Origin of the sequence: Nonomuraea phyllanthi, assembly GCF_006334985.2 — a bacterium.
In the GTDB taxonomy this organism is placed as follows: Bacteria; Actinomycetota; Actinomycetes; order Streptosporangiales; family Streptosporangiaceae; genus Nonomuraea; species Nonomuraea phyllanthi.
This window is the reverse complement of sequence record NZ_VDLX02000014.1, coordinates 188,232-212,878: the sequence shown is the minus strand read 5'-3', so window position 1 is coordinate 212,878 and position 24,647 is coordinate 188,232. Positions and strand designations below refer to the sequence as shown.

Genomic DNA, 24,647 nt, shown 5'->3' with positions numbered 1-24,647 from the left:
GGTGGCCACAAAGGGTGGCAACTATATGTCGGCGGCGCGGGCGTGTGCCGGTCCGGAAAAGGACCCTAAAGTCGCACTCACCAGGTAATAGCCGCGAACTCCACGGCTGTCGAGTAATTCCGCACGGCCGTCCGGAAGAACCGTCGGCGTCGTATTGACGATCCCCGAGGCTTGAGGTGGCGCATTGATGGCTGGTGAGTCGGCGCAGCGGGCCGTGAATGACGAGCGGGTGGCCGTCGCCGTCGTCGGCATGGCCTGCCGGCTCCCGGAGGCCGCCGATCCTGGGCGGTTCTGGCGGCTGCTGCGCGAAGGCGTGGACGCGGTGACGGAGGCCCCCGAGGGGCGCGGCGGGTCCGCGTACCGGCGGGGCGGCTTCCTCCAGGATGTGGAGGGTTTCGACGCGGCCTTCTTCGGCATCTCGCCCAACGAGGCCGCCGTGATGGATCCGCACCAGCGCCTGGCGCTCGAACTCGCCTGGGAGGCGCTGGAGAACGCCCGCGCCGTGCCGTCCGCGCTGCGCGGCAGCGCCGCAGGCGTCTTCCTGGGCGCCATCTCCAACGACTACGCCGCTCTCCAGGACCGGCTCGGCGTCGGAGAGCTCGGCCGGCACGCCTACACCGGCGCCAACCGCGCGATGATGGCGAACCGCGTCTCGTACGTCCTCGGCCTGCGCGGCCCCAGCCTCACCCTCGACACCGGCCAGTCGTCGTCGCTCGTGGCCGTCTGGATGGCCGCCGAGAGCCTGCGGCGCGGCGAGAGCGAGCTGGCCCTGGCCGGCGGCGTGAACCTGAACCTGCTGCCCGACACCACCACCGCGATCGGCAACTTCGGCGCGCTGTCGCCCGACGGCCGCTGCCACGTCTTCGACAGCCGGGCCAACGGCTACGTGCGCGGCGAGGGCGGGGCGCTCCTGGTGCTCAAGCGGCTGCAGGACGCGCTGGCGGACGGCGACGCCGTGCACGCCGTGATCCTCGGCGGGGCGGTCAACAACGACGGCGGCGGCGACGGCCTGACCGTGCCCAGCTCGCGCGCCCAGCAGGAGGTCATCACGCTCGCCTGCGAGCGCGCCGGGGTGCGGCCGGAGCAGGTGCGCTACGTCGAGCTGCACGGGACCGGCACCAAGGTCGGCGACCCGGTGGAGGCCGCGGCGCTCGGGGCCGCGTACGGCGCCGCCCGCCCCGCCGCCGACCCGCTGCTGGTGGGCTCCGTCAAGACCAACATCGGCCACCTGGAGGGGGCGGCGGGCGTCGCCGGGCTGCTCAAGGTGGTGCTGTCGCTCAAGCACCGGGAGCTGCCGCCCAGCCTGCACTTCGCGTCGGCGCCGCCGGAGATCCCGCTGGAGGAGCTGCGCCTCCAGGTCGTCAGCTCCGCCCGGCCCTGGCCCGGCGGTGACGACGGCGGGGCGGCGGTGGCGGGGGTCAGCTCGTTCGGCATGGGCGGCACCAACTGCCACCTCATCCTCGCCGCACCCCCCGAGCCGTCGGACTCCTCCGCGTCTGTTGCGCAGTCCCCATCCGTGGGCGTTTCTCTTCACGAGGCGCCGTGGGTGCTGTCGGCGCGGTCGGAGGGGGCGCTCCGGGAGCAGGCGGAGCGGCTCATGCCGCTGGCCGAGGCCGATCACGGGAACGACCCGGGCGCCGTGGCGCTGAGCCTGGTGCGCAGCCGGGACACGTTCGAGCGGCGCGCGGTGGTCCTCGCCCGGGACCGCGCCACGCGGCTGGCCGCGCTCGGCGCCCTGTCCGCCGGGCGGCCGCACGACGCGCTGGTGACCGGGACCGCCACCGGCGGCGGGCGGGCGTTCGTCTTCCCCGGGCAGGGCTCGCAGTGGCCCGGCATGGCCCGCGACCTGCTGGCCGTCTCACCGCTGCTCGGGGACCGCATGGTCGCCTCGCGGGTCTTCGCCGCCAGGCTGGCCGAGTGCGCGGACGCGCTGGCGCCCTTCACCGGATTCTCCCTCATGGACGTGCTCCACGAGCGGCCCGGCGCCCCCGGCCTGGACCGCGTGGACGTCGTGCAGCCCGCGCTCTGGGCGGTCATGGTCGGTCTCGCCGAGGTGTGGCGCGCCCACGGCGTCGAACCCGACGTCGTCGTCGGCCACTCCCAGGGCGAGATCGCCGCCGCCACCGTCGTCGGCGCCCTGTCCCTGTCGGACGCGGCCAGGGTCGTCGCCCTGCGCAGCCGCGCCATCGCGGGCATCGCGGGACACGGCGGCATGATGTCCGTCGCCGCCCCGTTCGACCTGGTGGAGCGGGCCATCGCCGGACTGTCCGAGCCCGTCACCGTAGCGGCCTTCAACGGGCCGCGCTCCGTCGTGGTCTCCGGCCCGCGCGAGGCGCTGTCGGAGCTGGCTGCCCGGCTGGGCGACCACCCCACCAAGATCCTCCCTGTCGACTACGCCTCCCACTCGCCCGAGGTGGAGGGCGTACGCGACGAGGTGCTGGCGGAGCTCGCCCCGATCAGGCCGGTGAGCAGCGCGACGACGTTCGTCTCCACCCTCACCGGCGAGCCGATGGACACCGCCGGGCTCGACGCCGACTACTGGTACCGCAGCCTGCGGCAGCCCGTGCGCTTCGCGCAGGCCGTACGGGCGGCGCTCGACGGGCGCTGCGAGCTGTTCGTCGAGTGCAGCCCGCATCCGGTGCTGGTGACCGCCGTGGAGGAGACCGCCGAGGCGGCCGGCCATGAGGTGGCCGCGGTCGGCACGCTGCGCCGCGGCGACGGCGGGCACGAGCGGGTGGTGCGGTCGTTCGCGCAGGCGTACGCGTGGGGCGCGCCCGTGGACTGGCCCGGCCTCTGTGCCGGGGACGGCACCGCCCGGCTCGTCGACCTGCCCACCTACCCGTTCCAGCGCCGCCGCCACGCCCCGAAGGTGACGGCAGGCCGGACCCCCGCGGGCGGCGGGGCGTCCGAGAGGCCCGCCGCGCGGCCCGAGGCACCCGCCGGGCAGGCCGATGGGCTTGGTGGGCGGGCCGAGGAGCCCGTGGCGGCACGCGCCTGGCCGAAGGAGGACCTCCGCGAGCTGGTGTCGTCCACCACCGCGCGGCTGCTCGGCTACGAGGACGCGGCCGACGTGGAGCCCGGCAGGACGTTCAAGGACCTGGGCCTGGAATCGGGGGGCGCCGTCGAGTTGCGCGACCGCCTGCGCGCGGCCACCGGCCTGCGGCTGCCGACCGGGCTGCTGTTCGATCACCCGACCCCCGACCGGCTCGCCGGCCACCTCCACGCCCTGCTGACCACCACGCCGGTGGGCCCTTCGGGCGGGGTATCGGACGATCAAATCGCGTCGGCCGGTGCCGCGACGGCGGGCACCTCGGGCGGGGTATCGGGCGATCGAACCGTGCCTGCTGGTGCCGCGACGGCGGGCACCTCGGACGATCGCATCGTGTTGGCTGGCGCGACGGAGAGCGACCCGATCGTGGTGGTCGGCATGGGATGCCGGTACCCCGGTGGCGTCGCCTCGCCGGAGGACCTGTGGCGGCTGGTCGCGGACGGCGTGGACGCGATCGGCGAGTTCCCCGCCAACCGCGGCTGGGACCTCGACACGCTGCTCGCCACCGGCTCCGACCGTACGGGCACCAGCGACACCAGGCACGGCGGGTTCGTCCACGACGCGGACCTGTTCGACGCCGCGTTCTTCGGCATCAGCCCGCGCGAGGCGGCGGCCATGGACCCGCAGCAGCGGCTGCTGCTGGAGATCTGCTGGGAGGCCCTGGAGCGGGCCGGGATCGACCCCGCCGGCCTGCGCGGCTCGGCCACCGGCGTCTTCGTCGGGGCCATGGCCCCCGACTACGGACCACGACTGCACCAGCCCACGGGCGTCGCCGACGGGCACCTGCTCACCGGCACCGCGCTCAGCGTCGTCTCCGGCCGCATCGCCTACACCCTGGGCCTGCGCGGACCGGCCATCACCACGGACACGGCCTGCTCGTCCTCGCTGGTCTCGATCGTGCTGGCGACGCAGGCGCTGCGGCGCGGCGAGTGCTCCATGGCGCTGGCGGGCGGCGTCACCGTGATGTCGAGCCCCGGCATGTTCGTGGAGTTCAGCAGGCAGGGCGGGCTGGCCGCCGACGGCCGGTGCAAGGCGTTCTCCGCCTCGGCCGACGGGACGGGCTGGGCCGAGGGCGCGGGCGTGCTCCTGCTCGAACGCCTCTCCGACGCCCGCCGCCTCGGCCACCCCGTGCTGGCCGTGATCAGGGGCGGCGCGGTCAACCAGGACGGCGCCAGCAACGGGCTCACCGCTCCCAGCGGCCAGGCGCAGCAGGAGGTCATCCAGCGCGCCCTCGCCGACGCCGGGCTCGCGGCCGGCGACGTGGACGCGGTGGAGGCGCACGGGACGGGGACGCGGCTGGGCGATCCGATCGAGGCGGAGGCGCTGCTGGCGACCTATGGTCGGGGGCGTCCGGCTGATCGGCCGTTGTGGCTGGGGTCGGTGAAGTCGAACATCGGGCACGCGCAGGCGGCCGCCGGGGTGGCCGGTGTCATCAAGATGATCATGGCGATGCGGCACGCCCTCCTGCCGAGGACCCTGCACGTCACCGAGCCCTCCCCGCACGTCGACTGGTCGACGGGTGAGGTACGGCTGCTGACGGAAGAGGTCGAGTGGCCCGGTTCCGTCAGGGCCGGAGTGTCGAGTTTCGGGGTGAGCGGGACGAACGCTCACGTGATCGTGGAAAGTGCGCCGGATCGGCCAGACCGGGAGGAAAGTCCGGAGGGCTCGGACGTCCTGGTGTGGGCGGTGTCCGGCAAGAGTGCGGGGGCGTTGCGGGCGCAGGCGGGCCGGTTGCGTGAGTACGCCGCGCGGCTCGTGGACGGGGAGCTGGCGGGGGCGGGCAGGGTGCTGGCGGGGCGGTCCGCGATGGCGCATCGGGCGGTGGTGGTGGCCGCGGACCGTGAGGAGTTGCTGGCCGGGCTCGACGCGGTGGCGGCGGGTGAGTCGCATCCGTCGGTGGCGTCGGGGGTGGCCGCTCCTGGCGGGGTGGTGCTGCTGTTCCCGGGTCAGGGGTCGCAGTGGCCCGGTATGGCCGTGGAACTGCTGGACGGCTCGGAGGTCTTCCGTGTGGCGGTGGAGCGCTGTGATCGGGTGCTGGGGCCGCTGACCGGGTGGACGGCCTCGGACGTGTTGCGGCAGGCCGGGGGCGCTCCGGAGCTGGAGGGCTCCGAGGTGGTGCAGCCGGTGCTGTGGGCGGTGATGGTGGGGCTTGCGGAGGTGTGGGCCGCGGCCGGTGTGGTGCCGCAGGTGGTGGTGGGCCAGTCGCAGGGGGAGATCGCGGCGGCGTGCGTGGCGGGTGTCCTGTCGCTGGAGGACGCGGCGCGGATCGTGGTGGTGCGCAGCCGGAGCCTGACAGCACTGGCCGGGTCGGGCGGGATGGCGTCCGTGGGCATGCCGGCCGATCAGGCGCGGGAGCTGCTGGAGTCCCGGTGGCCGGAACGGTTGTGGGTGGCGGTCGAGTCGGGTCCGTCCAGCTGCGTGGTCGCCGGAGACGGAGACGCCCTGGACGAGCTCGCGGAAGCCGTACGGGTGCGGCGGATCAAGGTGGATTACGCCTCCCACACACCGCACATGCGGAAGATCGCCGAAGACCTGGAGAAGGAACTGGCCTCGGTCCGGCCCGCAGAAGGAACGGTCGCGTTCTGCTCCTCGGTGGCGGGCCACCTCGTCCCCGCTGAGGAGCTGTCGGGACGGTACTGGGTGGAGAACCTGTGCCGGCCGGTGGTGTTCGAGCGGGCGGTCCGAGCGGCTGTGGCGGAGGTACCGGGCCGGGCGGTGGTAGTAGAGGCCAGTCCGCATCCGGTGCTGGTGGGAGACGTGGAGGAGATCTGCCCGTCGGCGGGGGTCTACGGCTCGCTGCGGCGCGGTGAGGGTGGCCCGCACAGGATGATGGCGTCCCTGGGGCAGGCGTGGGTGTCCGGTGCCCCCGTCGTGTGGTCGCGGGTGCTGGGGGACGGCCCGCGTCCGGCGGTCCTGCCTCCCACGTACGCCTTCCAGCGCGAACGCTACTGGCTCGACGCCGGCACCGGCGGAGCCGCCCCGTCCAGGCACCCGCTGCTCGACCAGGCCGTGCCGCTGGCCGCGGACGACGGGTTCCTGCTGACCGGCCGCCTGTCCCTGGCCACGGCCCCCTGGCTGGCCGACCACGCCGTGGACGGAGTCGTGCTGCTGCCCGGCACGGCCTTCGCCGAGCTCGCGCTGGAGGCCGCCGCCGCGGCCGGGTGCGACCGGATCGAGGACCTGACGCTGGAGGCGCCGCTCGTCCTGCCCGCGCCGGGCGCCGTACAGGTGCAGGTGACGGTGGGCGGGCCGGACGAGCAGGGCCGCCGCACCGTGGGCGTGCACGCCCGGCGGGCCGACGACGACCCCTGGACCAGGCACGCGAACGGCCTGCTCGGCACCGCGCCGGACGCCCCGCCCGAGCGGCTGACGTCCTGGCCTCCCGAGGGGGTCGCGATCGGCCTGGACGACGTGTACGACCGGCTGGCCGAGCGCGGCTACGAGTACGGCCCCGCCTTCCAGGGCCTGCGGGCCGCCTGGCGCGCCGACGGCCACGCCTACGCCGAGGTGGCCCTGCCCGAGCCCGTACGCGCGGACGCCGGACGCTTCACCCTGCACCCCGCGCTCCTGGACGCCGTGCTCCACCTGGTGGTGTCCGAGACGCACGACGACCAGGGCACCCTGCTCCTGCCGTTCGCCTGGAGCGGGGTGCAGGTGGCCGCGCTGGGCGCCGACACGCTCCGGGTGCGCGTCAGCGACCACGGCGACGACCGGATCTCGCTGGCCGTCTTCGACGGGGCGGGGGAGCGGATCGCCGGTGTCGAGAGCCTGGCCCTGCGCAGGACGCCGAGGGACGCGGCCCGCGCCGCCACCGCAGCCACGCCGTACACCGTCGAATGGATCGAGACCGCCACGAAGGACCCGGTCGAGCAGCGGTGGGCCGTGGTCGGGGCCGACGTGCTCGCCGACGAGATCGAGGCGGAGCTGGCGGCGGCGGGTGTCCACGCGCCGCGCTACTACGACCTGTTCTCCCTGGCCGACATGAGCGCCGGCGAGGTCCCCGGCCTGGTGCTGGCGCCCTGCCAGGCGGACCCCGACGACCTGCCGTACTCGGCGCACGAGGGTCTCCACCAGGCGCTCGACCTCGTGCAGGGCTGGCTCGGCGACGAGCGGTTCGCGAGCTCGCGGCTGGCGTTCGTGACCCGGCCGGGAGATCTGGCGGGCGCGGCGCTCCGGGGGCTGGTGCGGTCGGCGCAATCGGAGCACCCGGGACGGTTCGTGCTGGCCGAGGTGGCGGAGGGCTTCTCGGACTGGGGGCGGGTGGCGGCCGCGGTCGCGGCGGGCGAGACCCAGCTCGCGGCCACGCCGGACGCTCTCCTGACGCCCAGGCTCGCGCGCCGCGAGACCGCCTCCCAGGCGGTGGAGCTGCCGGGGACGGTGCTGGTGACGGGCGGGACCGGCGGCCTCGGCGCGCTGGTGGCGCGGCGGCTGGTGGAACGGCACGGCGTGCGCGACCTGCTGCTGCTGTCGCGGCGCGGCCCCTCGGCGCCCGGCGTCGAGGAACTGGTGGCCGGGCTGGAGGAGCTGGGCGCGCGGGTCACCGTGACGGCCTGCGACGTCTCCGACCGCGCCGCCCTGGCCAGGGTGCTCACCGCGACCCCGGATCTGTCCGGGGTGGTGCACGCGGCCGGGGTGCTGGACGACGCGCTGGTGGAGGACCTGACCCCGGACCGGATCGCCGGAGTGCTCGGACCCAAGGCGGACGCCGCCTGGCACCTGCACGAGCTCACCCGGGACCGGCCGCTGTCGGCGTTCGTGCTGTTCTCCTCGCTGGCGGGCGTGCTGGGCAACGCCGGGCAGGGCAACTACGCCGCCGCCAATGCCTTCCTGGACGCGCTGGCCGTGCACCGGCACGAACACGGGCTTCCCGCCGTCTCCGTCGCCTGGGGGCTGTGGGACACCGAGTCCGGCATGACCGGCGGCCTCAGCCAGGCCGACATCGCGAGACTCGCACGGGCCGGCATCGCCGCGCTCAGCGCCGAGCAGGGGCTGGAGCTGTTCGACGCCGCTCTGACCGGCGATGAGCCCGCCGTCGTGGCCGCCCGCTGGGACGGCGCGGGCCTGCGTACCAGGGCCGGGAACGGCGACCTGCCGCCCGTGCTCCGCGGCCTCGTCCGCGCGCCCCGCCGGGCCGCGGCGAGCCCGGCCACGGCCACGGGCGCGGGACCGGCCACGGGACCCGCCGCGGGGCCGGAGCTGGCCGAGCGGCTGGCGGTGATGCCCGAGCCGGACGCGCGGGCCCACCTCACCCACCTCGTACGCGGCCACGTGGCCGCCGTGCTCGCGCACCCCAGCCCCGACCAGGTGGATGTGGACCGCGCCTTCAACGAGCTCGGCTTCGACTCCCTGACCGCCGTCGAGCTGCGCAACCGGCTCAACACCGACACCGGCCTGCGGCTGCCCGCCACGCTCGTCTTCGACCACCCCACCGTCAGCTCCCTGGCCGGCTACCTGTTCACCTCGCTGGCCTCGGAGGGCCCCTCGCCCGAGGACGCCCTGCGCGCGGCGGTGGACCAGGCCGAGGCCACGCTGCTGGCCGCCAACGGCCAGGCCGACACCGTACGCCGCCAGCTGGTCGCCATCCTGCAGAGCGCGCTGGCCAGGATCGGCGCCACCGCGCCGGCCACCTCGGCCGCCGCGCGGAACGGCTCCAACGGAGCCGCGGAGGAGATTGTTTCCGCCTCTGACGAGGAGATCTTCGCCTTGATCGACAACCGAGCCATGACATCGACCTTGAGGACCTCGCTGGAAGGGCCCGGCCATGGCGAATGAGGACAGGCTGCGTGAATACCTGAAGCGGGTCGCCGTCGAGCTGACGGAGGCTCGCCAGCGGCTGGCAGAGGACGAGGACCGCCGGCACGAGCCGGTGGCGATCGTCGGCATGGCGTGCCGCTACCCGGGCGGCGTCGGCAGCCCCGAGGAGCTGTGGGAGCTGGTGGCGTCCGGGCGGGACGCCATCGGCGAGTTCCCCGCCGACCGGGGCTGGGACGTGGACGGCATGTACGACCCGGACCCCGAGTCGGTGGGCACGTCGACGACCAGGCACGGGGGCTTCCTGTACGACGCGGGCGACTTCGACGCGGCGTTCTTCGGGATGAGCCCGCGCAGCGCCCTGGCCACCGACCCGCAGCACCGGCTGTTCCTGGAGACGAGCTGGGACGCCCTGGAGCGGGCCGCGATCGACCCCGTGACGCTGCGCGGCGGCGACGTCGGCGTCTACGCGGGCAACATGTTCAACGACTACTCCTCGCGGTTCATGCACGGCGCGGTGCCCCCCGGCATGGAGGGGACGCTGCTGTCGTCCAGCACGCCGAGCGTGCTCTCCGGCCGCGTCTCGTACACGTTCGGCCTGGAAGGCCCCTCGCTCACCGTCGACACGGCCTGCTCGTCGTCGCTGGTGGCGATGCACCTGGCGGTCCAGGCGCTGCGGCGCGGCGAGTGCACGCTGGCGCTGGCGGGCGGCGTCACCGTGCTCGCCTCGCCGGACGCGTTCATCGAGTTCTCCCGCCAGCGGGCGCTCTCCCCGGACGGGCGGTGCAAGTCGTTCTCGGCCACGGCCGACGGGGCGGCGTGGGCCGAGGGCGTCGGGGTGCTGGTGCTGGAGCGGCTGTCGGAGGCCCGGCGCAACGGGCGGCGGATCTTCGCGGTCATCCGGGGCACCGCGGTCAACCAGGACGGCGCCAGCAACGGCATGACCGCGCCCAGCGGACCCGCGCAGGAACGGGTCATCCGCCAGGCCCTCGCCGACGCGCTGCTGGACACCCGGGACATCGACGTCGTGGAGGCGCACGGCACCGGCACCCGGCTCGGCGACCCGATCGAGGCGCAGGCGCTGCTGGCCACCTACGGCCGCAGGCGCCCGGCCGGCCGGCCGCTCTGGCTGGGGTCGGTCAAGTCGAACATCGGCCACACACAGGCCGCCGCCGGGGTGGCCGGCGTGATCAAGATGGTGATGGCGATGCGGCACGCCGTACTGCCGAAGACCCTGCACGTCACCGAGCCCACCTCGCACGTGGACTGGTCGGCGGGTGACGTGCGACTGCTGACCGAGCAGGCCGAGTGGCCGCGCGGGGAGCACCCGCGCCGGGCCGGCGTCTCGTCCTTCGGCATCAGCGGCACCAACGCGCACGCGATCGTCGAGGAGTACGTCCCCGACCCCGAGCCGCCGGTCGCCCCAGCCTTCACGGGACCGCTGGCCTGGACGATCAGCGCCCGCGGCCCCCGCTCGCTGGCGGCCCAGGCCGGGCGGCTGCACGAGTACGTCACCGCGGGCGAGGAGCACGACCCGGCCGACGTGGCGTACTCGCTGGCCGGCCGCCCCGCCCTCCCGCACCGCGCGGTCGTGCTCGGCCGCGACCGCGCCGCCCTCACCGAGGGCCTCGCCCGGTACGTGCGGGGCGAGCCCGGCGCGGACGTGGTCGAGGGCGTCGCGGGCGAGTCGCCCCGCGTGGCCTTCCTGTTCACCGGGCAGGGCGGCCAGCGGCCCGGCATGGGACGCGGGCTCGCCGCCGCCTCGCCGGTGTTCGCCGCCGCCCTGGACGAGGTGTGCGCGGCGCTCGACCGGCACCTCGACCGGCCGCTGCGCGACATCATGTGGGCCGAGCCCGGCACGCCCGGGTCGGAGGCGCTGGACGACACCGCCTACACCCAGCCCGCGCTGTTCGCCTTCGAGGTGGCCGCCTGCCGGCTGCTGGAGTCGCTGGGCCTGACGCCGTCGGTGCTGACCGGCCACTCGGTGGGCGAGTTCGCCGCCGCGCACGTGGCCGGCATCTGGTCGCTGGACGACGCGGCCCGCCTGATCGCCGCCCGGGGCCGCCTCATGCGGGAGCTGTGCGAGCCGGGCGCGATGGTGGCCGTGGCCGCCACCGCCGACGAGGTCGGCCCCACCCTCGCCGGGCTGGAGGACCAGGTCGGGATCGCCGCCGTGAACGGCCCCGCGAGCGTGGTCCTGTCCGGGGCCGAGGAGCCCTGCCTGGCCGTGGCCGAGCACTGGAAGCGGCTCGGCCGGCGCACCCGCAGGCTGGCGGTCAGCCGCGCCTTCCACTCGCCGCTCATGGAGCCGATGCTGGCCGCGTTCGCCGACGAGCTGAAGAGCGTGACGTTCGGGCAGCGCCGCCTGCCGTACGTCTCCGGCCTCCCCGGCTCCTGGAGCACCCCCGACTACTGGCTGGACCAGATCAGGCAGCCCGTCAGGTTCCACGCGGCGGTCACCGAGCTGGAGGAGAGCGGCGCCGGCGTCCTCCTGGAGGTGGGGCCCCAGGCCGTGCTCTCCGGCATGGCCCACGACTGCGTCACCGGCGAGGACACCACGATTTTGTCCCTGCACCGCAAGGACCGCGACGAGCCGGACGCGCTGGCCGCCTGCCTCGCCGGGGCCTGGACCGCCGGCGCGACCGTGGACCGGGCCGCGCTGTCGCGCCACGGCCACCGCCTCGACCTGCCGCCGTACGCGTACGAGCGAGAGCGCTACTGGCTCGGCGCGCCCGCCAGGGGCGCCGACCTGTCCGCCAGCGGCCTGCAGGAGGTCGGTCACCCGCTGCTCGGCGCGGCGGTCGAGCTCGCCGACGACGGCCCGATCGTGCTCACCGGCCGCCTGTCGGTCGCCGACGCCCCCTGGCTGGCCGACCATGCCGTCGCCGGGGCCGTCGTGCTGCCCGGCGCCGCGCTGGCCGACCTGGTCCTGGAGGCGGGCACGCGGGCCGGGCACGGCCTGGTGGAGGAGCTGACGTTCGAGGCGCCGCTGGTGCTGCCGGCGCGCGGCGGAGTGAGCGTCCAGGTCGTCGTCGACCCGCCGGACGGCTCCGGCTCGCGGCCGGTCCGGGTCCACTCCCGCCCCGACGACGACCCCGCCGCCGGATGGACCCGCCACCTGTCCGGCGCCGTCGCGCCGGACCGGGAGGGCGACGCCCGGCCCGGCTGGGCCGCCGCCTGGCCGCCCGCCGACGCCGCGCCCGTGGACGTCGCGGGCGGCTACGAGCGGCTGGCCGAGCAGGGCTACGAGTACGGCCCCGCCTTCCAGGGGCTGCGTGCCGTGTGGCGGCGGGGCGAGGAGCTGTTCGCCGACGTGTCGCTGCCCGACGACGTGGACGTGACCGGGTACGGCATCCACCCGGCCCTGCTCGACGCCATGTTCCACCCGCTGCTGGTCGCCGACGAGGCCGGGGGCCTGCGCCTGCCGTTCCAGCTGCGCGGGGTGCGGCTGCTCGCCGCCGAGGCCAGGACCCTCCGGGTGCGGCTGGTCAGGGACGGCGACGACGGATGCGCGGTGGAGGCCGCCGACGCCTCAGGGAGGCTGGCGTTCTCGCTGGCCTCGATCAGGACCCGCCCGATGCCGGCCGGCGCGCTCGGCCGCTCCGCCGGCCCGGCCTGGTACGGGCTGGACTGGGTGGAGGCGGCCGCCGAGCCCGGCGACGCTGACGCGGTCGTGATCCCGTGCGCGGGCGGGCAGGAGGACGTGCCCGCCGCCGTGCGGCGGCTCACCGCGCGGGTGCTGGACGCCGTCCAGGACCCGCACCTGGCCGACTCCCGGCTCATGTTCGTGACCCGGCCGGGGGATCTGGCGGGTGCGGCGGTGTGGGGCCTGGTGCGGTCGGCACAGTCGGAGCAGCCTGGCCGGTTCGTGCTGGCCGAGGCGGAGGAGGGGTTCGCTGACTGGGGGCGGATCACGGCGGTGGGCGAGCCGCAGGTCCGGGTGTGTGAGGGCCGGCTTCTGGTGCCCCGGCTGGCGCGTCGCAAGGCGGGCTCTCCGGTGGTGGAGTTGCCGGGGACGGTGCTGGTGACGGGCGGGACGGGCGGTCTGGGTGCGTTGGTGGCGCGGCGGCTGGTGGAGCGGCATGGCGTGCGTGACCTGCTGCTGGTGTCGCGGCGTGGCCCCTCGGCGCCCGGTGTCGGGGAGTTGGTGGCCGGGCTGGAGGAGCTGGGCGCGCGGGTCACCGTGACGGCCTGCGACGTCTCCGACCGCGCCGCCCTGGCCAGGGTGCTCACCGCGACCCCGGACCTGTCCGGGGTGGTGCACGCGGCCGGGGTGCTGGACGACGCGTTGGTGGAGGATCTGACTCCGGACCGGATCGCCGGAGTGCTGGGGCCGAAGGCGGATGCGGCCTGGCATCTGCACGAGCTCACCCGGGACCGGCCGCTGTCGGCTTTCGTGCTGTTCTCCTCGCTGGCGGGCGTGCTGGGCAATGCCGGGCAGGGTAATTACGCGGCGGCCAATGCCTTCCTGGACGCGCTGGCCGTGCACCGGCACGAGCACGGGCTGCCTGCCGTCTCCGTCGCCTGGGGACTGTGGGACACCGACTCCGGCATGACCGGCGAGCTGAGCCCGGCGGACGTCGCCAGGCTGGCGCGGGCCGGCGTGGCGCCACTGAGCGTCGAGCAGGGCCTGGAACTGTTCGACGCCGCCCTGACCGGCGCCGAGCCCGCCGTCGTCGCGGTCCGCTGGGACGGCGCGGGCCTGCGTACCAGGGCCGAGAACGGCGACCTGCCGCCCCTCCTGCGCGGCCTCGTGCGCGCGACCAGGCGGGCCGCGACCCAGACCGCCGGCGGCCAGGACTCGCTCATCTCCCGGCTCGCCGAGCTCACCAGGGAAGAGGGGCTGCGCCTGCTCACCGAACGGGTACGCGGCCACGTCGCCGTCGTCCTCGCCCACGGCAGCGCCGAGAAGATCAGCGTCGACCGGGCCTTCACCCAGCTCGGCTTCGACTCCCTGACCGCCGTCGAGCTGCGCAACCGGCTCAACACCGACACCGGCCTGCGGCTGCCCGCCACCCTCGTCTTCGACCACCCCACCGTCAGCTCCCTGGCCGAGTACCTGTTCAGCACGCTGGCCCCCGACACGCCCTCCCCCGAGGAGACGCTGCGCGGCGCACTCGAACGCGTGGGATCCATGCTCACCAGCGCCAAGGACGACGGCGAGGCCATCCGGGGCAAGCTCGTCGCCGTGCTGCAGAGCGGCCTGGCCATGTTCCGCGAGCCCCAGGGCACCCCCGACACCGTGATGGACAAGATCGACTCAGCCTCCGACGAAGAGATCTTCGATCTCATCGACAACGAACTGTGAAGTGGAAGGCCGACCGATGACGACCGAGGACAGGCTTCGCGACTACCTCAAGCGCGCCACCGTCGAGCTGGCGGAGACCCGCCGGCGGCTGGCGGAGGACGCCGGTCGCCGGCACGAGCCCGTGGCGATCGTCGGCATGGCGTGCCGCTACCCGGGCGGCGTCTTCGGACCTGAGGAGTTGTGGGACCTGGTCGTCTCGGAGCGGGACGCCATCGGGGAGTTCCCCGCCGACCGGGGCTGGAACCTGGACAGCCTGTACGACCCGGACCCCGAGGCCGTGGGCACGACGTACACGAGGCACGGGGGGTTCCTGTACGACGCGGCGGACTTCGACGCGGCGTTCTTCGGGGTCAGCCCGCGCAACGCGCTGGCCACCGACCCGCAGCACCGGCTCTTCCTGGAGACGTGCTGGGACGCCCTGGAGCGGGCCGAGATCGACCCGGTCACGCTCCGCGGCACCCGTACGGGCGTCTACGCCGGCAACATGTACGACTACTACTCCACGCGCTTCCTCGACGGGGCACCCGAATCCGTCGAAGGCACCCTGTTCACCTCCAGCGCCCCCAGCGTCCTGTCCGGCCGCGTCTCGTACACGTTCGGCCTGGAAGGCCCCTCGCTCACCGTCGACACGGCCTGCTCGTCGTCGCTGGTGGCGATGCACCTGGCGGTCCAGTCGCTGCGGCGCGGCGAGTGCACGCTGGCGCTGGCCGGGGGCGTCACGGTCATGTCGTCGCCGGTGCCGTTCGTGGAGTTCTCGCGCCAGCGGGCGCTCTCCCCGGACGGGCGGTGCAAGTCGTTCTCGGCCTCCGCCGACGGGGCGGCGTGGGCCGAGGGCGTCGGGGTGCTGGTGCTGGAGCGGCTGTCGGAGGCCCGGCGCAACGGGCGGCGGATCCTGGCGGTGATCCGGGGGACGGCGGTCAACCAGGACGGCGCCAGCAACGGCATGACCGCGCCCAGCGGACCCGCGCAGGAACGGGTCATCCAGCAGGCCCTCGCCGACGCGCTGCTGGACACGCGGGACGTGGACGTCGTGGAGGCGCACGGTACCGGCACCCGGCTGGGCGATCCGATCGAGGCGGAGGCGCTGCTGGCGACCTATGGTCGCGGGCGTCCGGCTGATCGGCCGTTGTGGCTGGGGTCGGTGAAGTCGAACATCGGCCACGCGCAGGCGGCCGCCGGGGTGGCGGGCGTGATCAAGATGGTGATGGCGATGCGGCACGGGGTGCTGCCCCGGACGTTGCACGTGACCGAGCCGTCCCCGCATGTGGACTGGTCGTCGGGGGGCGTGCGGCTGCTGACGGAGGCGGTCGAGTGGTCCGGTCCCGTCAGGGCGGGGGTGTCGAGTTTCGGGGTGAGCGGGACGAACGCTCACGTGATCGTGGAGAGCGCGCCCGAAGCCGGCGAGGAGCCCTTGAGCCCGGGGGGCTCGGACGTCCTGGTGTGGGTGGTGTCCGGCAAGAGCGCGGGGGCGTTGCGGGCGCAGGCGGGCCGGTTGCGTGAGTACGCCGCGCGGCTCGCGGACGAGGACCTGGCCGCGGCGGGACGCGCGCTGGCGGGGCGGTCCGCGATGGCCCACCGCGCGGTGGTGGTGGCCGCGGAGCGCGAGGAGTTGCTGGCCGGGCTCGACGCGGTGGCGGCGGGTGAGGCGCATCCGTCGGTGGTGTCGGGGGTGGCCGCTGCGGGCGGGGTGGTGCTGCTGTTCCCGGGTCAGGGGTCGCAGTGGCCCGGTATGGCCGTGGAACTGCTGGACGGCTCGGAGGTCTTCCGTGCGGCGGTGGAGCGCTGTGATCGGGTGTTGGGGCCGTTGACCGGGTGGACGGCCTCGGACGTGTTGCGGCAGGCCGGGGGCGCTCCGGAGCTGGAGGGCTCCGAGGTGGTGCAGCCGGTGCTGTGGGCGGTGATGGTCGGCCTGGCGGAGGTGTGGGCCGCGGCCGGCGTGACCCCTGACGTGGTCGTGGGCCAGTCCCAGGGCGAGATCGCGGCGGCGTGCGTGGCGGGTGTCCTGTCGCTGGAGGACGCGGCGCGGATCGTGGTGGTGCGCAGCCGGAGCCTGACAGCACTGGCCGGGTCGGGCGGGATGGCGTCCGTGGGCATGCCGGCCGATCAGGCGCGGGAGCTGCTGGAGTCCCGGTGGCCGGAACGGTTGTGGGTGGCGGTCGAGTCGGGTCCGTCCAGCTGCGTGGTGGCGGGGGATGTCGCGGCTCTGGACGAGCTGGCGGAGGGCGTGCGGGTGCGGCGGATCAAGGTGGATTACGCCTCGCACACGCCGCACATGCGGAAGCTGGCGGACGGGTTGGAGGAGGAGCTGGCGTCGGTCCGGCCCGCCGAGGGATCGGTGGCGTTCTGCTCGTCCGTGGCGGGTGAGGTCGTGCCCGGCGGGGAACTGTCGGGACGGTACTGGGTGGAGAACCTGTGCCGGCCGGTGGTGTTCGAGCGGGCGGTCCGGGCCGCGGTGGGTGGGGTGTCGGGCCGGGCGCTGGTGGTGGAGGTGAGCCCGCATCCGGTGCTGGTGGGGGATGTGGAGGAGATCTGCCCGTCGGCGGGGGTGTGCGGCTCGTTGCGGCGCGGTGAGGGTGGTCCGCGCAGGATGATGGCGTCGCTGGGGCAGGCGTGGGTGTCGGGTGCCCCTGTGGTGTGGTCGCGGGTGCTGGGGGAGGGGCCGCGTCCGGCGGTCCTGCCTCCCACGTACGCCTTCCAGCGCGAACGCTACTGGCTCGGCGACGGCGTGGACGCCCGCCGCCCGACCGGCGCCGGCCTCGACGGCTCGCGCCACCCCATGCTCAGCACGGTCGTGTCCGTGGCCGACGACAGCTTCGTCCTCACCGGCCGGCTCTCGCCCAAGACCGTGCCCTGGCTGCTGGACCACGCCGTGGAGGGCGCTGCCCTCCTGCCGGGGGCCGCCTTCGCCGAGCTCGCGCTCGAGGCCGCCGCCCACGCGGGCTGCGACCGCCTCGACGAGCTGGTCATCGAGGCCCCGCTGCCCCTGTCCGCTGCCGGTACGGTCACCCTCCAGGTCACCCTCGGCCCTCCGGACGCGGGACGGCGCCGCTCCGTCGCCGTCTACTCCCGCCCCTCCGACTCCGACGGCTGGCAGCGGCACGCCACCGGCGTACTCGCGGAAGACCCCGCCCCCGCCGCCCCCTACGACTGGGCCACCGCCTGGCCGCCGCCCGGCGCGATCCCGGTGGACGTCGCCGACGGGTACGAGCGGCTGGCCGAGCAGGGCTACGAGTACGGCCCCGCCTTCCAGGGGCTGCGGGCCCTGTGGCGTACCGGCGGGGAACTGTACGCCGAGGTCGTCGCGCCAGACGGGGTCGACGTGACGGGCTACGGCATCCACCCTGCCCTGCTCGACGCCGCCTTCCACCCCCTCGTGCTGTCCCGTGACGACGAGGAGCTGCGGCTGCCGTTCGCCTTCGGCGGGGTGCGGCTGCACGCCGCGCAGGCCCCGGCCCTCCGCGTACGGGTCGTCACGGGACAGGACGCCGTCGTGGAGGCGGCCGACGGCACCGGCGCCCCGGTGCTCTCGATCGAAGCCCTGCGCACCAGGGCCGCCGCCGCCCGCCCCGCAGCGCTGACCCCGTACGGCGTGGACTGGGTGGAGGTCACGTCGCCGGCGGTCGCGGGCCCGGATCCCGTCGTGATCACCTGCGTGACGGAGCGGTCCGACGTGACCGCCGCCACCCGCGAGCTGACCGCCCGCGTCCTGGCCGCCGTCGCCTCTCAGCCGGACGACGCACCCCTGCTGTTCGTGACCCGTCCGGGGGATCTGGCGGGGGCGGCGGTGTGGGGGTTGGTGCGGTCGGCACAGTCGGAGCAGCCTGGCCGGTTCGTGCTGGCCGAGGCGGAGGAGGGGTTCGCTGACTGGGGGCGGATCACGGCGGTGGGGGAGTCGCAGGTCCGGGTGTGTGAGGGCCGGCTTCTGGTGCCCCGGCTGGCGCGCCGCAAGGCGAATTCTCCGGTGGTGGAGTTGCCGGGGACGGTGCTGGTGACGGGCGGGACGGGCGGTCTGGGTGCGTTGGTGGCGCGGCGGCTGGTGGAGCGGCATGGCGTGCGTGACCTGCTGCTGGTGTCGCGGCGTGGCCCCTCGGCGCCCGGTGTCGGGGAGTTGGTGGCAGGGCTGGAGGAGCTGGGGGCGCGGGTCGCGGTGCGGGCCTGCGATGTCTCGGATCGTGGTGAGCTGGCGTCCGTGCTCGCTTCGGTGCCGGAGCTGTCCGGGGTGGTGCATGCGGCCGGGGTGCTGGATGACGCGTTGGTGGAGGACCTGACTCCGGACCGGATCGCTGGAGTGCTGGGGCCGAAGGCGGATGCGGCCTGGCATCTGCACGAGCTCACCCGGGACCGGCCGCTGTCGGCGTTCGTGCTGTTCTCCTCGCTGGCGGGCGTGCTGGGCAATGCCGGGCAGGGCAACTACGCGGCGGCCAACGCCTTCCTGGACGCGCTGGCCGTGCACCGCCACGAACACGGGCTTCCCGCCGTCTCCGTGGCCTGGGGGCTGTGGGACACCGAGTCCGGCATGACCGGCGGCCTCGGGCGGGCCGACCTCGCCAGACTCGCACGAGGTGGCATCGCGCCCCTGAGTGCCGAGCAGGGGCTGGAGCTGTTCGACGCCGCCCTGGCCGCTGCCGAGCCCGTCATGGTGGCCGCCCGCTGGAACGGCGCCGGCCTGCGTACCAGGGCCGAGAACGGCGACCTGCCGCCCGCCCTGCGCGGCCTCGTCCGCGTGCCGCGCCCGGCGGCCGGCCCCGCGAGCCAGGCCCCCGCCACCCTCGGCGACCGCATGTCCGCCCTCACGAGACCCGACGCCTTACGCCTGCTCACCGACACCGTCCAGGCCCACGTGGCCGCCGTGCTCGCCCACGGCAGCACCGGCGACATCGACGTGGACCGCCCCTTCAACGAGCTCGGCTTCGACTCGCTGACCGCCGTCGAGCTGCGCAACCGGCTCAACACCGACACCGGCCTGCGGCTGCCCGCCACCCTCGTCTTCGACCACCCCACCGTCGCCTCGCTCGCCAACCACCTGTTCGGCGCCCTCGCCCCGCCCGAGGCCGCGCCCGAGGACACGCTCCGCTCCGCCCTGACCCGCATCGACCAGGTGCTCGAACAGGCCAACGGAGAGGCGGCCGCCATCCGCGACCGGCTCGTACCCATCCTGCAGAGCGCGCTCACCAGACTCGGCTCGGCCCCGGCCACCGCCGACGGCGTGATGGACAAGATCGACTCAGCCTCCGACGAGGAGATCTTCGCCCTCATCGACAACGAACTGTGACCACGACCGCGACCGGAAAGGCTCTTCCGATGGGGACCGAGGAAAAGCTCCGCGTCTACCTCAAGCGCGTAACCGTTGAACTGGCCCAGGCCCGCAAGCGCCTCACCGAGCTGGAGGAGCGCAGCCACGAGCCCATCGCCGTCGTCGGCATGGCGTGCCGCTACCCCGGGGGCGGAACGGTCGAGGACTTCTGGGACCTGCTGCGGCGGGGCGACAGCGCCGTACGCGAGGTGCCGCCCGCCCGCTGGGACATCGACGCCTACTACAACCCGGAACCGGGCGTACCCGGCGGCATGTACACCAGGTACGGCGCCTTCCTGGACGACGTCACCGGCTGGGACGCCGAGTTCTTCGGCCTCTCGCCCCGCGAGGCGCTGCGCATGGACCCGCACCAGCGGCTGCTGCTGGAGCTGGCCTGGGAGGGCCTGGAGAACGCCGGCCTGTCGCCGTCCCGCGTGGCCGGCAGCCGCACCGGCGTGATGGTCGGGTTCATGGACACCCTCCAGTACGGCAGGCTGCAGATCGAACGGCAGGGCGACGAGGCCGCCTCCGACCCCTACCTCGGCCAGGGGGCGGTGCCCAGCATCGCGGCGGGGCGGATCGCGTACCAGCTCGACCTGACCGGCCCCACGGTCACGGTGGACACCGCCTGCTCCTCGTCGCTGATCGCGATCCACCTGGCCGCGGAGAGCCTGCGCAGGGGCGAATGCGACCTGGCCCTCGCGGGCGGGGCGTCCCTCACCCTGCACCCCACCGTCTACCTGCAGGCGTGCGCCGGGCTGATGATGTGCTCCGACGGGCGGTGCAAGACCTTCGACGAGCGGGCCGACGGCTATGTCATGGGGGAGGGCGGCGGCATGCTCGTGCTGGAGCCGCTGTCCCGGGCGCTGGCCAACGGCCGCCGCATCAGGGCCGTGCTCCGGGGCTCCGCCGTCAACCAGGACGGGCGCAGCAACGGCCTCACCGCGCCCAGCCGGCGCGCCCAGACGGACGTCATCACCCGCGCCCTGGCGGCGGCCCGCGTGGCGCCCGACGAGATCGACTACGTCGAGGCGCACGGCTCCGGCACCCACCTGGGGGACGCCATCGAGCTGTCGGCGCTGCACGACGTCTTCGGCGGGCGTCCGGCGGAGCGTCCGCTCCGGGTGGGAGCCGTCAAGACCAACATCGGCCACACCCAGGCGGCCGCCGGAGTGGCCGGCGTCATCAAGACCATCCTCATCCTCGAGAACGGCCTCATCCCGCCCAGCCTCAACCTGTCCACCCCGGCCGCCGCCATCCCGGAGGACGGGACCGTGCAACCGGTCACCGCCGAGCTTCCGCTGCCGTCGCGGGAGGGGCCGAGGCTGGCGGGGGTCAGCTCGTTCGGCCTGTCCGGCACCAACGCCCACGTCATCCTCGAAGCGGCCCCCACCCCCCACCCGCTCCCGCCCACGGGGGACCTCCTCACCACCACGCCCGAACTCGCCGCCTCCATCGAGACCGCCTCCATCGAGACCGCCCCCATCGAGACCGCCCCCATCGAGACCGCCCCCATCGAGACCGTGACCGTCGCGGCGGAAGCCCCCAAGAAGGAGGCCGTTCCGGGAGGCTCCGCCGACCACACCGCGGCCGTTCGCGGACAGGTGGTGCCAGTGTCGGCGGCCAGCGACGCCGCGCTGCGGGAGCAGGCGACCCGGCTGGCCGACTGGCTGGACGAGCGGCCCGGCACGTCGCTGGACGACCTCACCCACACCCTCCAGACCGGCCGCGCCGAGCTGGACCACCGCCGCGCGCTGGTGTGCGCGGACCTCGGCGAGGCCGTACGCCGGCTGCGCGACATCGCCGGGAACGGCGGCGGGCACCGCGTCAAGGGCCGCCCCCGCATCGCCTTCCTGCTCCCCGGAGTGGGCGACCAGTACGCCGGTCTGGGCAGCGAGCTGTACACCCGCGAGCCCGTCTACGCCGAAGCCGTCGACCAGTGCGTGGACCTCGTGCGCCGGCACTCGGGCCTCGACCTGCGCCCCTTCTTCACCGCTGCCGGACCCGCCGCCGGATCCGCCGCTGGATCCGTCCAGGGCCGTCCCGACAGCCTCGCCGCCCTGCTGGGTCGCGGCGGCGACGCGCCCGCCCCCGCCGACGACCCCCTCGACCACGCCGCCACCGCACACCCGTTCCTCTTCACGGTCGAGTACGCGCTGGCCCGCCTCCTCCGCCACCGGGGCATCACCCCGGACCTGCTCATCGGCTACAGCCTGGGCGAGTACGTCGCCGCCTGCCTGGCCGGCGTGTTCACGCTGGAGGACGCCCTGCACGTCGTCATCGAACGGGCGCACCTCATCACCGCCGTCCCCGCCGGACGCATGGTCGCGGTCGCCGCGCCCGATGACCGCGTACGCGCCGCGCTCTCCGCGTCGGGGGTCGAGGTGGACGTGGCCGCGCGCAACGGCCCCGCGATGACCGTGCTCAGCGGCCCCCCTGCGGAGATCGAGGCGGCCACCGCCGTGCTGATGGGGGAGGGGCTGGCCTGCCGCCCGCTGCGGTCCGCGCACGCCTTCCACTCCGCGCTGCTGGAGCCCGCCCGCGAGAAGCTGGTCGCGGTGCTGGAGACGGTACGGCGGCAGGCGCCCGCCGTGACGATCGTGTCCAACCTCACCGGCGAGCCGCTCACCGCCGAGCAGGCCACCAGCACCTCGTACTGGGCGGACCAGCTCGTCAGCACGGTGCGCTTCGCCGACGGCGTGCGCCACTGCCTGGGCCAGGACGTGACGGCGTTCGTGGAGCTGGGGCCGGGGCAGACCCTGGGCGGGCTGGTACGCCAGAACCTCGCCGGCGGGTCCGCCGCCGTCCTCGGGACGCTGCCGCCGTACTGGACGGCCGGGCAGCCGCGAGACGCCCACGCCGAACTGCTGGCCTCGTGCGCCGCGCTCTGGGAGCTGGGCGTCGGGGTGTCATGGGAGCGCACCCGCCCGGCCGGTGGCCGCGTGCTGAGCCTCCCCACGTACCCGTTCCAGCGCACCCGCTTCTGGCCCGAGAACGGCGAGCTGACCGGGGCCGCACACGGGGAACTGACCGGGGCGGCGCACGGCGGGCAGGCCGGGGTCGCGCACGGCGGGCAGACCGATGTGGCGGATGCGGGCAGGCCCGAGGCGGGGGATGCCGGCGAGCCGGGCGACTTCACCTTCGTTCCCGGGTGGCGGCGCGACCCCGTATCAGGTGCGCTCCCCACCGCCCTGGCCCTGCCCGGCCCGCTCGTCGTCCTCGCCGATCCCGAGGGAGTGGGATCGGCGCTCGCCGACCTTGCGGACGCGTCCGGGACCCCCGTGGTGGAGGTCGTGGCCGCGCCCGGGTCGGAGGCGCGCCGTGAGGGCCGCCGCCTGACCATCGACCCGGCCGTGCCCGAGCACTACGCCGAGGCGTTCGCGCAGCTGCCGCCCGGTACAGTGCACGTGGCCCACCTCTGGAGCCTGGCGTCCTCGCCCGGGATGCCCGACGACGGCGAGCTGCAAGAGGCGCTCTCGAACGGCTTCCACAGCCTCATGCTGGCCGTGCAGGCGCTGGGCGAGCGGCCCGGGCGGCTGCTGACCGTGAGCCGGGGCGCGACCGAGATCATCGGCGGCGACGTGCCCGCCCCCCACCAGTCGCTGGCGCACGGGCTCGGCCGCGCCGCCCGGCACGAGTACGCCGAGCTGGCCTGGAGCGGCGTGGACCTGGACGCCGAGGCGGGCCATCCGGCCACGACGACGGCCGCGCAACTGGCGCACGAGCTGCTGTCCCGGCCCGAGGAGGACACCACCCCCGAGGCGCCCGACCCGGTGGCCGGATGGCGCAGGGGCCGTCGCTGGGTACGCGGCTGGACAGAGGTCCCCGCCCCGCCCGAGGCCGCCGGCGTCTGGCGCCCGGACGGCGCGTACCTGATCACCGGCGGCACCCGCGGCCTCGGCATGGCCCTCGCCAAACACCTGACGCGGGCAGGCGTGCGCCGCCTCGCCCTCGTCGCCCGCACCCCGCTGCCCCGCACCGCCACCGAGCACGCCCCCACCGCCACCGGGCACGCCCCCACCGCCACCGGGCACGCCCCCACCGGCGCCGAGCACGCTTCCTCCGCCACCGGGCACGCCCCCACCGGCGCCCCGCACGACGAAGGCCAGGAGCAGGACGGGGCCGGGCTCCTGTCACGCGACGCTGCCGGTTCAGGGGAGGAGGGGCCGCTGCCGGGCGACGGCGCCGGGGCGGATGAGGCGCGGGTGGCGGGCATGCTCCGGGACGTCGCCGAGCTGGAGGCGGCCGGGGCCGAGGTGCTGCTGCTCACCGCCGACACCGGCGTGCCGGACCAGCTCCGAGCCGCTCTGCGCCGCGCGCGGGAGCACTTCGGCGGCCTGCACGGCGTGATCCACGCCGCCGGCCTGCCCGCCGGAGGGATGCTGCGCCGCCGTACCCCAGACGAGGCCGCCCGGGTGCTGGCGCCCAAGGTGCTCGCCATGGGGCCGCTCGCCGAGCTGGTCGGCGCCGGCACCCCGCCCGAGGAGCGCCCCGAGGTGCTGGTGCTCTACTCCTCGGCCGTCACCGCGTACGGCGGCGTGGGCGAGGCCGACTACTGCGCCGCCAACACCGTGCTCGACGCCTACGGCCAGGCGCTGGCCGCCACCGCGCCCACCACCCGCGTCGTGTCGGTCGCCTGGGGCCCGTGGCGGCACGACGTCTGGCAGGCCGAGAACCTCAAGTCGAGCGGCGGCGGGCTGGCCGGCCGGGTGGCCGACTACCGCGCCCGCTACGGCTTCGCCGACGACGCCGGGTGCGCGCTCCTCGACCGGATCGTCGCCGGCGGGCACGGCGGCGTCCTGGCCGTCAGGCAGCCGCTGCGCGAGGTCCTGCGCGCCTGGACGAGCATGCTCGACCTGGACGATCTGGTAGGGGCCGCCGTGCCGCAGGGCCAGCGGTTCCCGCGCCCACTGCTGCGTACGGACTACGTGGCGCCGCGCACGGAAGCGGAGGCCGGAATCGCCGAGCTGTGGGGCGCCTACCTCGGCATCGACCGGGTCGGCGTGCACGACCCGTTCTTCGATCTCGGCGGCAACTCCCTGCTCGGCATGGCCATGGTGCTCGCCCTGGAGAAGCAGCTGGGCCGCCCCGTACCGCCGGCGCTGCTGTTCGAGCACCCGACCGTCGCCGAGTTCGCGGCGGCGATCGACGGCGGCGCGGACCCGCGGGAGGCGCTCACCACCAGTTCGGCGCGGGGGCAGCGGCGACGCCGGGCCCGTTCCAGCAACCGGAAATGAGGACGGTAG

Annotated in this window: 4 protein-coding genes; all 4 read left to right on the top strand. The window is 75.2% G+C overall.

Going from position 1 to position 24,647, the window contains the following annotated elements; translation table 11 throughout:
- Window positions 1–187 precede the first annotated feature (187 nt).
- The 4 genes from FH608_RS53935 to FH608_RS33335 are packed head-to-tail and all read left to right on the top strand — an operon-like array spanning window position 188 to window position 24,638.
- Window positions 188–8,821 (top strand): type I polyketide synthase, encoded by an 8,634-nt coding sequence (locus FH608_RS53935; RefSeq protein ID WP_139634342.1) that lies wholly within the window; start codon window positions 188–190, stop codon window positions 8,819–8,821.
- Window positions 8,811–14,108, top strand: coding sequence for a type I polyketide synthase (locus FH608_RS33345; protein ID WP_139634341.1), 5,298 nt, complete (start codon window positions 8,811–8,813; stop codon window positions 14,106–14,108). The genes FH608_RS53935 and FH608_RS33345 overlap by 11 nt, the downstream gene beginning before the upstream one ends.
- Before the next feature lie 16 nt (window positions 14,109–14,124).
- Window positions 14,125–19,380 carry a type I polyketide synthase gene (locus tag FH608_RS33340; protein WP_139634340.1) on the top strand — a complete coding sequence of 1,752 codons (5,256 nt, stop codon included), beginning with the start codon at window positions 14,125–14,127 and terminating at the stop codon, window positions 19,378–19,380.
- A gap of 29 nt (window positions 19,381–19,409) precedes the next feature.
- The gene (locus FH608_RS33335; protein WP_139634339.1) at window positions 19,410–24,638 is read left to right on the top strand and encodes a type I polyketide synthase; all 5,229 of its coding nucleotides are present in this window, start codon (window positions 19,410–19,412) and stop codon (window positions 24,636–24,638) included.
- Window positions 24,639–24,647 lie beyond the last annotated feature (9 nt).